The following is a 12,863-nucleotide window of genomic DNA, read 5'->3' as shown; positions in this document are numbered from 1 at the left end:
ATTTCCCGGGAAAAGCTACAAAAAGAGTCAAAATGAGAAGGACTTCTACAGCTAATAGGGCAGAACATGACGGTAGTTGAACCAGCTCTGTCTTCTTTCTGCCATGATGCAGTATTGCTGATACGATCTGTTTCCTATATCCGCCTGTATCTGTCAGGACTTAGCATTTATAACGGCATATTAAAAGCAATACTGTGAAATAAACCATGTACAGCGGATTCACCTGACACTGTTAGGTAATCTGTGATATACTGATACCATAAATGAGGTGATTGCTATGCTGTCAACAGAGCGTAAATTATATTTGCTGCAAAAAGTCGAAAGAGAAGGAACGATCCATGTTCGGGATGTAGCCAAGCAGCTGAATATCAGTGAAACAACGATCCGCCGCGATCTGATGGAGCTGGAGCAGGAAGGAAAGATTCGCCGTGTACACGGTGGTGCAGTAAGGGAAAATCTGAATCAGATTTTAACGGAATCCCGTGAGGTTCTGATGCAGGATCGTATGCTGATCAATTTTGACCGGAAATCCAGAATCTGCCGAAAGGCCAGTGAGCTGGTAGAGGATGGGGAATGTGTCTTTCTGGATGGAGGAACAAGCATTGTACCGATGATTGATTATCTGCAGAGCCGTCCTATTAAAATCGTGACGCATAACCAGCTGATCGTACAGCGGCTGCACGAGCCTGTAGCACAGATTATTATCATTGGCGGTGACTTCAATATCAAATATCATATGAGTGAAGGACCGATGGCACAGAATATGCTGAATCTTTACAATTTTGACAGAGCCTTTATCGGGTGTGCCGGTATGGATCCGGTGAGTGGGCAGTGCTATACGGCAGAGATGGGTACCAGAGAATTAAAGGAGATAGCGATGAAAAACTCCAACCACAGCTATCTTCTGATTGATGACAGCAAGCTGTTTGTGAAAGGCTTCTGCAAATTCACGAATGCGGCTGCCTTTGAACAGATTTTCTGTAATACACTTGCGGAAAGTGTGGAAAACCTGCCGGAGAATCTATGCTTTGTGGAATAGGGTGAAACTGATGTTCATCCTTTTTTTCTTTGAAAATTCCTTTCTCTTTTCCGGTTTCTGCTATATCATAAAGATATAGAAAAGAGGGATAGTATGGCAATTCACATACCGGACGATTTCCTGATCGGAACAAGCAGCAGTGCATGGCAGATTGAGGGAACAGCTGGAAAAAGCAGGGAACAGAAAAGCTGGGCGGAGCTGTTCTATGAAGCAGCGCCTGAAAAATGGCACAACGGCATCGGCCCCCAAAAGGCGGCAGATTTTTATCATCGTTACAAGGAAGATATTCATACGATGGCATCCCTTCATATGAGAGCCTTCCGCTTTACCATTCAATGGGCACGGTTCATGAAGGATCCGATAGCCGGAATCGTGGATGAGGAGGCAGTTGTCTATTACCAGAATGTAATTGATACCATACGACAGGAAGGTATGGAGCCGCTCATTTCACTGGAGCACTGGGATCTTCCGGCAGTACTGATTGAGCGTTATCAGGGCTGGGCTGGCAGAGAAACACTGGACTGTTACAAGGTATATGTCGAAGAGGTATTAAAGCGCTTCGCTTCTAAGGTGACCTGGTGGTTTGCCTTTACGGAGCCCAATATTCCCATCGACAACGGTTATATGGATGCGATATGGTATCCGTTCACCCATGATCCGAAAACGGCATACCAGGCGCATTTTCATAAAATACTGGCAACCTCGTATGCGGTGGAATGTATAGAGCAGTACCGTAACCAGGGCTGTCGTATGGGAGCGATGGTGCATATGACGCCGGTTTATGCAAAAAGTGGAGAGATTCAGGATGTAACAGCCGCCTGGTATGCGGATTTGTTCCATGTCCGCCTGTATCTGGATCCCTATCTGAAGGGAGAATTTCCGGCTGAACTGATTCACCAGCTCGAGCTGCATGACTGTATGTTTACGTATCAGGATGCCGATTTGAAGCATATACGGGATTACCGCATTGATATGCTGGGCATCGACTATTATTTTCCGATTCGCGTTCAGGCACGGACACAGCCGTATACAGGCGCCTTTCATCCAAGGAAGTTTTACGAGCCCTGGATCAAGGAGGATCGTAAATTCAATGCAGACCGCGGCTGGGAAATATATGCGCAGGCAGTGTATGATATCGGTATGCGTTTGAAGCATGAATACGGAAATCCGGACTGGCTGATCAGTGAGAACGGCATTGGAATTGAACACGAGGAGCGCTATCGTGATGCACAGGGAATGATTGCGGATGATTATCGCATTGCTTTTCTCAGCGAGCATTTGCAATATGCACTGCAGGCAAAGGAGGCAGGCTGTCATTGCCATGGATATCTGGTATGGTCGTATATCGACAATGTCTCAGCTATCAATGCCTTTAAAAACAGATACGGTCTTTTGGAGCTGAATCTGGATACAGGGGAACGGATTCCCAAGAAATCAGCATACTGGTTTTCCGATATTCTTAGGAAAACGCATGAGAATGGTTGATTGTGCATGGTTTTAATTGATGAAACGAACATAATCGTTCAAATATGAAATAATATGAGCGCAAATGCCTTGCATGTATTAGCGAAACCTCTTATAATATGCATATAGAAATCATGCTTTACAGATTGCTATGGAATGTGGGATGAGGTGCGCTTACTATCTTTATTTGAAGCAGGAAGCAGCACGGATTCCCAATCGTGCTGTTTTTTTACGTATACTGCCTGCCATGAGGCAGCTGATCAGGCTATATATTATGAAGGAGGCCGTTTATGAAAGAATTTCTGTTTTATAAGCCGGAAGCATCCGGTGTTGACTGGAAACGCATAGACTCTTTACGCCATGTTATGGAAAAACGCACTGCCAGTATATGCTCTCAACGTGCATTACTGTACACAGAATCGTTTCAAAGCAGTGAACATGAGCCGTATATCATCCGCAAGGCAAAGGCGTTTGCACATACTCTTGCTCATATGGATATCTATATCCAGAAGCATTCTCTGATTTTCGGAAATCAGGCATCCGCAAACTTCGCAGCACCAATTTTTCCGGAATATTCCATACAATGGGTCATTGACGAGCTGGATTCCTTTGATCAGCGAAGTGGGGATGTGTTTCAAATTGATGAAGCAGTCAAACAGGATTTACGCAGCATCGCGCCGTACTGGCTTCATCACACACATGAGGATGCGGTCAATGCACGGTTAAGTGAGGATATTCGTCTTGCGGAAAAGCAGGGGGTTCTCCACCGTGGTGGAATCTCCATGTCCGGTGACGGTCATATCGTCCCTGATCATGAAATGATTCTCAAACGGGGATTCCGCTCCCTTATTGAGGAGGCACAGGAGGCTTTGCAAGGCTCAGGTCTGGATGAAAATCAGCGCAATTATTATGAAGCGGTGATTATTTCTCTGGAGGGTGCACTGACATTTTTCCGCCGCTATGCCAAGCTGGCAGAGGAGCTGGCAGAAAAAGAAGCGGATGAAAAACGGAGTCATGAGCTGAGAGCGATAGCAGCGATGGCCTCTACGATGATGGAACAGGGAGCCAGAAGCTTTTATGAGGGTGTTGAGGTCTGCTATATGGTTCATGTCCTGCAGATGATAGAAAGCAATGGTCATTCCTTCTGTTACGGACGTTTTGATCAGTATATGCTGGAGCTGTATGAGCACGATCTTGCAAAGCACGTGATCACGAAGGATCAGGCATTGGAAATTATCACCCATATGTTTATAATGAATTCCTCCTGTAATAAGGTACGTCCATATGGTCATACAAAATTCTCACAGGGTTATCCGCTGTATTCGAATTTGGTTGTCGGGGGTAAGAAGCCGGATGGAACAGATGGTACCAATGCGCTGTCCTATCTATGCATTGAGGCAATGAATCTGACAGCTCTTGCGGAGCCGAATTTCTCTGCACGCTATCATAAGGATACACCACGCGAATTTTTAAAAGCCGCAGCTTTGCTGATTCGTACCGGATGTGGGATGCCGAGTATGTTCAATGATGAGGTTGCCGCAAAAGGAATTGAAAATCTGGGAATACCGAAAGAGGATGCACTGGATTACTGCCCGATTGGCTGTGTGGAAACAGGTGTTCCGGGCAAATACGGACATCGTGCGACCGGTATGACCTATGTGAACTGGGGAAAGGTGCTGGAGATTCTTCTGCATAACGGTGTGGATCCGGCAAGCGGCATCCAGATGCTGTCGGTTAATGGCAGCACAGGCAGTGAAATCACCTTTGAAAGCTATGAGGAATTGTGGCAGGGCTGGGAAAAGCTGTTGAAATTTTATTCCGATATCTCCGTGGAATGTGATGCGATCTGTGATGATGCACTTGTTCAATATGATGCCGATCCGTTTGCCAGCTGCTTTATTCATGATTCTATGAAGCTTGGAAAAACATTAAAGGAGGGCGGCTGCCGCTATGATGTGATTTCTCAATCCAATATCGGGCCGTGTGTTGTAGGAAATGCCTTATATGCAATTAAACAATTGATTTTTGATGAGCATGCGATAACATGGGACGAGCTGCTGGCTGCGATGCATGATAACTGGCAGTCTCTGGAATCTGCGAAGATTCATAAAAAAATACGGCATGCCGCAAAATTTGGAAATGATGAGGATGCTGTGGATAAGATTGTGAAGGATGTTTTTGATTCTTATCTGAAGCTGCTTCCATCTTATCGTACCCAGCGCTATCAGCAGGGGCCGGCAGTAAGCTGCTATACCATGTCTACCAGCAATATCACCTCCTATGTTCCAAACGGCTTTGTCGTAGGCGCTACACCGGATGGACGCTTTGCAGGAACACCGTTGAATGAGGGCTGTTCACCGACGCAGGGAAGTGACACCAGCGGCCCGACTGCGGTCATCAATTCCGTTGCCAAGCTGCCTAATGAACAGGTTGCGGCAGGCCAGCTGTTGAATATGCGGTTTTCACCTGGCGCACTTGCGGGAGAGGAAAATCTTGATAAATTTGTGGATTTTCTGATTGCTTCTGCGAAAAAGCATATCTATCATAATCAATTCAATGTCATAGACAGTACTACCCTGCGGGATGCGCAGAAGCATCCACAGGATTACACAGATTTGATCGTGCGTGTTGCGGGATATTGTGCACAGTTTGTTTCCCTGATGCCGGAGGCACAGGAAGCCATTATTGCAAGGACGGAGAATGCATGGTAAGCCTGCATGTATCTACCATTCAGCGCTATTCCACAAAGGATGGCCCGGGTATCCGTTCCACAGTGTTTCTGATTGGCTGCAATCTTCGCTGTGTATGGTGCTCTAATCCGGAACTGATGCTGCCAGGGGATAAGCTGCTGCATTTCTCATCGCTGTGCCGGAAATGTCAAAGCTGTGTACGCGCATATCCGGATGCGGTATATATGCAGGATGGAGAACTTCATATGCACAAGACGGCGCAGCTGCGTTCTTGCGAGCTGGAGGAAATCTGTCCTTATGACGCTCTTGAGCATACCGGTATGCAGGTGGATCCGGTTACTCTTGTCGAGCAGCTGTTAAAGGATCGTATCTTTTATGAGGAGTCCGCAGGCGGCGTTACCTTCAGCGGCGGGGAACCGCTGTTACAGGCAGAGGCGTTATACGATGCGCTTTATCTTCTGAAGCAAAAGGGTATTTCGGTATGCGTGGATACCGCTGGAGATGTGGAATGGAAGGTTATGGAGAAAGTTGCATCACAGTGTGATCTGTTTCTCTACGATATCAAGGCGTACGATAACAGTGTGCATCAGCGTATTACAGGAGTCGGGAATGCACGGATTCTGGATAATGCACGAAAACTGGCTGCTATGCATAAGCCCTTGTGGATTCGCATGGTTATTGTAAAGGGACAAAATGATGATTACAGGGATTTGCTTGACAGATTAACGTTTGTTTCCTCCTTAGGAACCGCGGTAAAGCGTGTGGATCTTTTGCCGTATCATTCACTTGGTGTAGGAAAATATAAAAGTCTGGGATTGCCGTATCCAATTAAGGAGGATGCAACGCCTGATGCGGAAACACTTGCCTATTGTATAGAGGTGGGGCGCAACCTGGGACTTTCGATGTACATGGAAGGATAGTGAAAGTGTTCTAGCTGTCCTTCCATTTTTGTGATTATTGAGGGCTGTATACCTTTAAGAATGTTCGCCGATTAACGGTATTGGAAACATATGAAATAAGGTACTTTCCTATTTAAAGAACAATACTTCATAGGTTCATTTTCCAGTTTCATGCGCGGATTGTATGAAAGATTGGTTGAATTCCTTGAATGACCTGGTTAACAGTCTGGTAAAAGAATTGAGCAGATGTATTTTTAATGGATAATAACATCACTTGATAATATAAATAATGAAATATATAAAGATTTTTCTAATTTTTTAGGAGTTTTACATTTTCCTTACGTATGTAGTAGTGTAAAGCATAAGACTGCATATGAAAGGAAGTGAATACTATGCTTACAAAAGATGTAATAGAGAATAAAGAAATGAAGGTAGAGGTGCAGGAACGACTGAAATATGATAACGATATATTTTTTAAGTTCGCTCTTGGCACAGAGGATGAAGATGCTGCGTTTATCCGTAACACCATTATTGAACGAGTGACAGGAATCCATCCTAAGGAGAGTACTGTATTAAATCCTAATCTGGATCCTGCTATTCTCAAAAAGAAAAAAATGGTATTGGACATCCGTGTGAAGGACAGCGAAGGAAGAGAATACGGCATCGAAATGCAAACCACGTATTCAAAGCAATCAGAGTTAAAACGCTTTGAACTGTACGGAGCCAGAATGTTATCGAATCAGCTTGATAGCGGAGAAAGGTATTATGATCTTCTTCCTGTTTATCAAATTATCTTTCTTGATTCCTATGCAGAACACACCAGGAAATTGATTGATGCCTATCAGATGAGAAATGAGGAAGGCGAAGTAGAAAGTAAGCGAAGCCTGATGAAGAGGATTTACATCTATCTGCCGGAGATAAATGCAATCGTCAAGCGCAAGGGATTTGAGAAGTTGAATGACTTTGAACAACTGTGCTTCCTGTTTAAAAATAATGATGAAGATGGTATACTAAAAACAGAGGAAAGGCTGGTGAAGAAGGTAATGGAGAAGTACAGAAAATTTCATGATGCAGAAGACCTCTGGTCGATAGCGATGGCAACGCAGATACAGGAACAGCGCGAAAAAAATGCCATTTTGGATAGTTTTGAAGATGGTGTTGAACAGGGAATCAAACAAGGGATTGAACAAGGCGTCGCGCAAGGAATTAAACAGGGACAAAAAGAAGGGGAAAGAAAACTGTTAAGTAGACAAATGGTAAGTAAATATCATGAAGACTGCTCAACATGGCTATGTTCTTTGACAATGGAACAAATCGACCTTGTATCCAATTTGTTACTTACCTGTGATACCTTGCAGGAACTAAAGAATCAGCTCATGGGCAATAAATAAATACATACAAAGCTACACAAAAAAACTGTTTTATGTGAATGAAAACAGTTTTTTATGCATGTTTTATACGAAATGCTTATGAACCAGCACCTCGAGATATGCTGGTTTTATCAGTGAATTCATCAAAGTATGAATAAAAATAGATAATCATAACACTTTAAACTCATTTGCAATCTATGAAATGTGATACAATAAACTTACATATGGAATCGTGATAACTTTGAGCATACTGTAATAAACTAACGCTCAGAAAATACTGGGTTTGTATCTTATATGATACAAGGAAAGTAGCTTTTCCTTACTTTTAACGTGAGAGCATCTGAAAAAGGTGCTTTTTTCAAATGTCAAAAGCTTATGAATATCTTTAAGAAGCTGTGTTTATCTTTGACTTACAATTGCATGAATTTCAGATTTTATGAGAGCAGTAAGCGTGTATTTGTAAATAGCTTCTACGATTATATCCTATACAGCAATATCACAAAAACTCATAATCCTTATCTGATACGCAAATCAGTTGCTTAACCTCTTTTACCATATGCTGCTCCTGCTCTGTAATCTGATTTGTTATCAGGATGTCATAATCTGACCACCTCGCGAAGGTATAGGAGGAAGACTTGCGGAACTTGGAAGAATCGCATAACAGAATTTTCTGCGTTGCCTTCTGCAGAACATGCTGCTTGACTTCCATTTCCTCATGGGAAAAGGTTGCCGGTCCAAAGGAATCAAGAAATCCGTCGCAACCCATGAACGCAGTGTCTATGTGAAGTGCATCGATCATGCTGTTTGTGAATCCGCCGATGGTAGCCTTGCCCTGCTTTTGAAGCAATCCGCCCGCAATAATCAGCTTATGACTGGTTTCCGATACCATGGATGCGATGGCAAGGGAATTGGTGACAACAGTCAACCCCTTACGCAGTCGCAGATATTTTGCAAGGTATAAAATCGTACTGCCGGGATCAAGAAAAATAACGGTATTGTCGTGTATAAAATCTAATGCTTTTCGGGCAATCAGCTGCTTTTCATAAACATGTTCACTCATTTTGACATCTAACGGCAGCTGATAATATGTGTTCTTTATTTCTGCGCCGCCATGATTCTTAATGATGATTCCCTGCTCATCCATACTGTTGAGATCTTTTCGAATCGTTTCAGTTGTGACCTGCAGCTGTTCTGCCAGCTCCCTTACACGAACACTTCCCTGTGACACAATCATGCGATATATTTCATTTCTTCTCTGCTGTGTTGTTTTTGCCATGCAAGCTACCTCATTTCATATACCTTTATGGTAGCGCAGCATCACATATTCGTCAATATGATTCATAGCTTTCTATTGGGATTTCATTGTATTTATTTGCTTAATGCTTTTCTTTTCTCACTTAAAACAAGAAAAAATGATTGGTTCTTCTGTAAATACAAGAAAGCTGTTGAATTTGTAAAGAAATGCTTTATGATGTAGACATAGCAGAGATAATCTGATTAGGAGGAAAATACGATGAAGAGTAAGCTGATTGAAATGAGCGAGAAGTTTCCACAAACGGAATTATGGACAGATTCCTTTCATACGGATCACCATGCATACGGACTGACACAGGGTATCACCGGCATCACAACAAGCCCTACCTGGGTTTCCCGTATGCTGTGCAATGAAGAGGGAAGTGAGCATGAGGAAGTAATTCATGAGCTTCAAAGAATGCATCCTGAATATAATGAACAGGAAATGAGCTGGGCATGGACACTGGAAATGGGAAAACGCAGAAGCAAGGTCATGCTGCCGCTTTGGGAGCAGGGAAATCCGAAGAAGGGGCGGTTCTCTATTCAGACATCAATCTATGATTACAGTAATACGGAAAAAATGGTACGCATGGCAGAGGAAGTAAATAGCTGCGGGCCGAATATGCAGGTGAAAATTCCATCCACGAAGGAAGGAATCAAAGCGATGGAAGAGGCAACGTTTAAAGGAATCAGTGTTATGGCAACTGTCTGCTTTAGTGTGGATCAGGCAATCGCAGCTGCAGAAGCGATTGAGTGTGGAATGAAGCGTAGAACAGAGCAGGGATTATCCAATGATGGTTTGAATCCAGTATGTGCCGTGCTGCTGGGGATGCAGGAGGACTGGCTGAAATCCTATGCGGAAAGCAAAGATATTGTCGTCCATCCGGATGCACTACCTTGGTGTGGTGTGGCAATCTGTAAAGAGGTGTATCGCATTTTTAAGGAACGCGGTTACAAAACCAGAGTGCTGACGGCATATTACCGTCATCAGCTGCACTGGTCAGAGTTTATTGGGGGAGATATCATTATGACGATTCCGACAAAGTGGCAGAAGCGCTTCGCAAATTGTGATGTGGAAATCAGAGACTATATGAGTGATGCAGTGGCAGAGGATAAGCTGAAGCAGTTATATCAGCTTCCGCCATTCGTACAGGCATATACAGAAGGATCCCTAACAAAGGATGATTTTAACAGCTTCGGTCCTGTCATTTTAACAATACGCTATTTCACAGAGGAGTATGAAAAGGCAGTTCACAAGGTGCGTGATCTGATGCTGGCAGATCCAATCAGGTAAAGCGCTTTTATTCACAAAAATAGTTTCTGAACACAGAAACTCAGCTGATAGAACAGGAGGAAGCCATAATGAAATTACTCTTGGATATTCATACGCATACGCTGGCAAGCGGACATGCATATGGGACCATTCGCGAAATGGCAGCTTCGGCTGCTGAGCACGGGCTGCAGCTGCTTGGCATTAGTGAGCATGCGCCGGGAATACCAGGAACAATACATCCCTTTTATTATAATAATTTGGAGGTTATTCCCAGAACCTTATATGGTGTGGAAATTGTTCATGGCTGTGAAATCAATGTGTTGAGCGGCGGTGCGCTGTCGCTTGAAGAATGCTATATCGACCGTCTGGATTATGCCATTGCTGGAATCCATAAACAATGCTATACGGATGAGGGCAGACAACGGAATACGGAAAATCTGATAAACTGCATGAAGCATCCGAAGGTATGCTTTGTATCGCATCCCGATGATGATCATACACCTTTGGATTATGAACTGCTCGTCTGTGCAGCAAAGGAATATCATGTTGCGCTGGAGGTTAATAACAGCTCTCTGCACAAGAAAGAACAGCGCTGGAACTGTGTGGAAAACTATAAGACTATGCTTGCACTTTGTGCACATTATCAGGTGCCCGTCATTCTTAGCTCGGATGCTCATGATCCTAGTGATGTTGGAAATTTCACACTGGCTCAGGCGCTAATCAGGGATAATGGCTTTGATGAACAGCTGATTCTGAACACGGACATGGATGCATTTAAAGCATTTATAAATTTTATTGAGTAATAAAAAAGAAGTTCAATGCTGAGCCCTCTTCATTTTCAGCATTGAACTTTTTAAACGATTAAGAATATCCTTCATTTTATGGAAGGTATGCAGGCGGCTCAGGATAGAAAATGATTTTTCTGACAACGTTGCTGATACGCATTCAAAAAGCACATATTTTTTTCTACTGGCAGCTTCTGTACGCCCTTACGGAATCAGCCAGCGGTGTATATTCTAATGACTGCAGAGCATCTGCAATCATCTGCACATGGTCAAATGCCAGAGCTTCACTGTTCGATTCCTTCTTGCATATCGGCTTGATTTTGTAACAGATACAGTGGTCGTTATGTTTCAGCGTCAGTATATTTCCATTGGATTGTACATCAAACCATACCGCATCTTCTGCATCGTCATTTGCTACAACCTTTATTTCCTGATTGATCAAAGCCACATGAGCAACGGAAATAACCCGCATTCTGGGATCCCGATGAACAGCACCATAGGTGTGCAGCTGGTATAAATGCACCTGTTCCGGATTGATGGAGGTTTCTTCCTTCAGTTCCCGATAAGCAGCTTCTGTAATATCCTCGTCAATATTTAGAAATCCTCCCGGTAAGGCCCACTGCTGTATATAAGGATGATTTTTTCTGCGAATCAGCAGTAGCTTGAGCCGATTGTTATTTCTTGCAAATATGAGCATATCCACACTGAGCGCAGGGCATGGATATCGCGTGGCATCGTATGCTTTCAGAAATTCTTCTTCTGTCTGTCCTTTGACGTTTTTCAATGGTGTCATAATCATCAGCCTCTTTTCTGCTTTAAGGATAGCACAGGTATTTCATGATGAACAGAGATTGATTAAAAATTGTTTCTGATTGAGGAAATCATTATATGTTATCTGCGTTATTGGTTGGAGTTAACGTATTAGTACGACCGTTTCCTACTCGTATGTAGGCTGATTCTTTTTGATATAGAAAATTTTTATCATTTAGTTGAAATCACAGCCAGGAATTGAGGGCTTGGTATTTATACGTAGAGTAAATAAGGCTATATGTGTATGATAACAATTATCACAGCATTATAAACGATATAGATCGAAAGGACTTTCATTAAATGGATAAAAATATTACAATAAATAAGGAGCTCAGCACATTATTATTGCTTTACTGATTCACAAGGAGGAGCAGTTATATGTTTGACAAATGGAAGACCTTTAAGGATGGTATTGAAATTTATGGGATGATAACTGACATAAAAGATGTATATTTGTTATCAGCACACCCACAATTACCGTCAAAGAAAATAACTGTAAATTATAAATTCAATGGCAGTTCTTATACGGTTACTCAGGTAATCAAAAATATTTTGCCAATACACAAAAAAACGATGATATTAGGAAATTATATACGTGTGAAAGTAATCGAAACCCGGCCACAAATCGCGTATATAAACGAATATGATTATCCAGAATATAAATTATGGAAGGTAATAGATAAGTTAAAAAAATAACAATTTGATATGTGGTTATTAAAAGGATTGTCTACTTTACGTAAAAAAGTTAGTTTGTTATTTCAGTCCTGTGGATTCGTATACATACATTTTAAGAGCATTCGTTGTATTCCATGATGAGCAGAGAGGAAATTCTGCTATGGATGTGATATGATGATAGCGAAGAAACGGAGGTTTGCTTATGGATACAAGAATTGCAGAAAAGCTGTTTGTCCTGATAACATCAAATTTGGATCGTACCTATGAGGATGAGTGCAATATGGCAATGGATGTGTTTCTGGAGGAGGAGTTTGATATGGGAGAGCTGAAGCGTATGCTGCTATATCTGCTGGATAAGGTTAAGGTTGACAGAAGAACAGCTGTGAAGGAAAGAATTGAGCAACAGATTGGTGATCTGCAGGATCAGTGATAAAGGGCATACAAAAACAAATGCTTCTGTGATGAATAATCTTTTTCTTTACGGAGGGTTCCTTGCATATATTGCCAGCACGACCCGCTTTTCATTTCCTGAAAAATAAGCTATACTGATAGCATATATGGAGGT

The 12,863-nt window shown here is 42.6% G+C and carries 11 protein-coding genes; 9 read left to right on the top strand and 2 right to left on the bottom strand.

The window, feature by feature from the left end; all coding sequences use genetic code 11:
• Positions 1–277: 277 nt before the first annotated feature.
• The 5 genes from GKZ87_16715 (at position 278) to GKZ87_16695 (ending at position 7,483) form a co-directional block, all read left to right on the top strand.
• Entirely contained in the window at positions 278–1,039 is a 762-nt protein-coding gene (locus GKZ87_16715; GenBank protein QSI27012.1) for a DeoR family transcriptional regulator, read from the top strand.
• Between the two features lie 93 nt (positions 1,040–1,132).
• Positions 1,133–2,524, top strand: a complete 1,392-nt coding sequence (locus GKZ87_16710) for a family 1 glycosylhydrolase (protein ID QSI27011.1) — start codon at positions 1,133–1,135, stop codon at positions 2,522–2,524.
• 269 nt (positions 2,525–2,793) lie between these two features.
• On the top strand, positions 2,794–5,214 hold the full coding sequence (locus GKZ87_16705; GenBank protein ID QSI27010.1) for a formate C-acetyltransferase/glycerol dehydratase family glycyl radical enzyme: 2,421 nt from the start codon (positions 2,794–2,796) through the stop codon (positions 5,212–5,214).
• Positions 5,208–6,113: a glycyl-radical enzyme activating protein gene (locus tag GKZ87_16700; GenBank protein ID QSI27009.1), complete on the top strand. Its 906-nt coding sequence runs from the start codon at positions 5,208–5,210 to the stop codon at positions 6,111–6,113. The genes GKZ87_16705 and GKZ87_16700 overlap by 7 nt, the downstream gene beginning before the upstream one ends.
• Positions 6,114–6,517: 404 nt before the next feature.
• Positions 6,518–7,483, top strand: coding sequence for an Rpn family recombination-promoting nuclease/putative transposase (locus GKZ87_16695; GenBank protein QSI27998.1), 966 nt, complete (start codon positions 6,518–6,520; stop codon positions 7,481–7,483).
• 475 nt (positions 7,484–7,958) lie between these two features.
• Here GKZ87_16695 and GKZ87_16690 read toward each other — a convergent pair whose 3' ends face one another.
• Positions 7,959–8,738 carry a DeoR family transcriptional regulator gene (locus GKZ87_16690; protein ID QSI27008.1) on the bottom strand — a complete coding sequence of 260 codons (780 nt, stop codon included), beginning with the start codon at positions 8,736–8,738 and terminating at the stop codon, positions 7,959–7,961.
• A 237-nt stretch (positions 8,739–8,975) separates the two neighbouring features.
• On the opposite strand from GKZ87_16690, the gene GKZ87_16685 reads away from it, so the two are divergent.
• Together GKZ87_16685 and GKZ87_16680 are read left to right on the top strand one after the other, a co-directional pair.
• Positions 8,976–10,049: a transaldolase gene (locus GKZ87_16685; GenBank protein QSI27007.1), complete on the top strand. Its 1,074-nt coding sequence runs from the start codon at positions 8,976–8,978 to the stop codon at positions 10,047–10,049.
• Between the two features lie 68 nt (positions 10,050–10,117).
• On the top strand, positions 10,118–10,831 hold the full coding sequence (locus GKZ87_16680; GenBank protein ID QSI27006.1) for a PHP domain-containing protein: 714 nt from the start codon (positions 10,118–10,120) through the stop codon (positions 10,829–10,831).
• A gap of 163 nt (positions 10,832–10,994) precedes the next feature.
• On the opposite strand, the gene GKZ87_16675 is transcribed toward GKZ87_16680, so the two are convergent.
• Positions 10,995–11,612 carry an NUDIX domain-containing protein gene (locus tag GKZ87_16675; protein QSI27005.1) on the bottom strand — a complete coding sequence of 206 codons (618 nt, stop codon included), beginning with the start codon at positions 11,610–11,612 and terminating at the stop codon, positions 10,995–10,997.
• Positions 11,613–12,001: 389 nt separating this feature from the next.
• Here GKZ87_16675 and GKZ87_16670 point away from each other — a divergent pair, with 389 nt between their 5' ends.
• Together GKZ87_16670 and GKZ87_16665 are read left to right on the top strand one after the other, a co-directional pair.
• Positions 12,002–12,319: a hypothetical protein gene (locus tag GKZ87_16670; GenBank protein QSI27004.1), complete on the top strand. Its 318-nt coding sequence runs from the start codon at positions 12,002–12,004 to the stop codon at positions 12,317–12,319.
• A 181-nt stretch (positions 12,320–12,500) separates the two neighbouring features.
• Positions 12,501–12,728 (top strand): hypothetical protein, encoded by a 228-nt coding sequence (locus GKZ87_16665; GenBank protein QSI27003.1) that lies wholly within the window; start codon positions 12,501–12,503, stop codon positions 12,726–12,728.
• Positions 12,729–12,863: the final 135 nt, after the last annotated feature.

Source organism: Erysipelotrichaceae bacterium 66202529, assembly GCA_017161075.1.
Classification (GTDB): Bacteria; Bacillota_I; Bacilli_A; order Erysipelotrichales; family Erysipelotrichaceae; genus Clostridium_AQ.
Note: the sequence above shows the minus strand (reverse complement) of the source record. Positions and strands in the feature narration are given on the sequence as shown.

What these genes read in the sequence shown, in the direction of transcription:
- GKZ87_16715 (QSI27012.1), top strand. Translation starts at nt 278, where the DNA reads ATGCTGTCAACAGAGCGTAAATTATATTTGCTGCAAAAAGTCGAAAGA.
- GKZ87_16710 (QSI27011.1), top strand. Translation starts at nt 1,133, where the DNA reads ATGGCAATTCACATACCGGACGATTTCCTGATCGGAACAAGCAGCAGT.
- GKZ87_16705 (QSI27010.1), top strand. Translation starts at nt 2,794, where the DNA reads ATGAAAGAATTTCTGTTTTATAAGCCGGAAGCATCCGGTGTTGACTGG.
- GKZ87_16700 (QSI27009.1), top strand. Translation starts at nt 5,208, where the DNA reads ATGGTAAGCCTGCATGTATCTACCATTCAGCGCTATTCCACAAAGGAT.
- GKZ87_16695 (QSI27998.1), top strand. Translation starts at nt 6,518, where the DNA reads ATGAAGGTAGAGGTGCAGGAACGACTGAAATATGATAACGATATATTT.
- GKZ87_16690 (QSI27008.1), bottom strand. Translation starts at nt 8,738, where the DNA reads ATGGCAAAAACAACACAGCAGAGAAGAAATGAAATATATCGCATGATT.
- GKZ87_16685 (QSI27007.1), top strand. Translation starts at nt 8,976, where the DNA reads ATGAAGAGTAAGCTGATTGAAATGAGCGAGAAGTTTCCACAAACGGAA.
- GKZ87_16680 (QSI27006.1), top strand. Translation starts at nt 10,118, where the DNA reads ATGAAATTACTCTTGGATATTCATACGCATACGCTGGCAAGCGGACAT.
- GKZ87_16675 (QSI27005.1), bottom strand. Translation starts at nt 11,612, where the DNA reads ATGATTATGACACCATTGAAAAACGTCAAAGGACAGACAGAAGAAGAA.
- GKZ87_16670 (QSI27004.1), top strand. Translation starts at nt 12,002, where the DNA reads ATGTTTGACAAATGGAAGACCTTTAAGGATGGTATTGAAATTTATGGG.
- GKZ87_16665 (QSI27003.1), top strand. Translation starts at nt 12,501, where the DNA reads ATGGATACAAGAATTGCAGAAAAGCTGTTTGTCCTGATAACATCAAAT.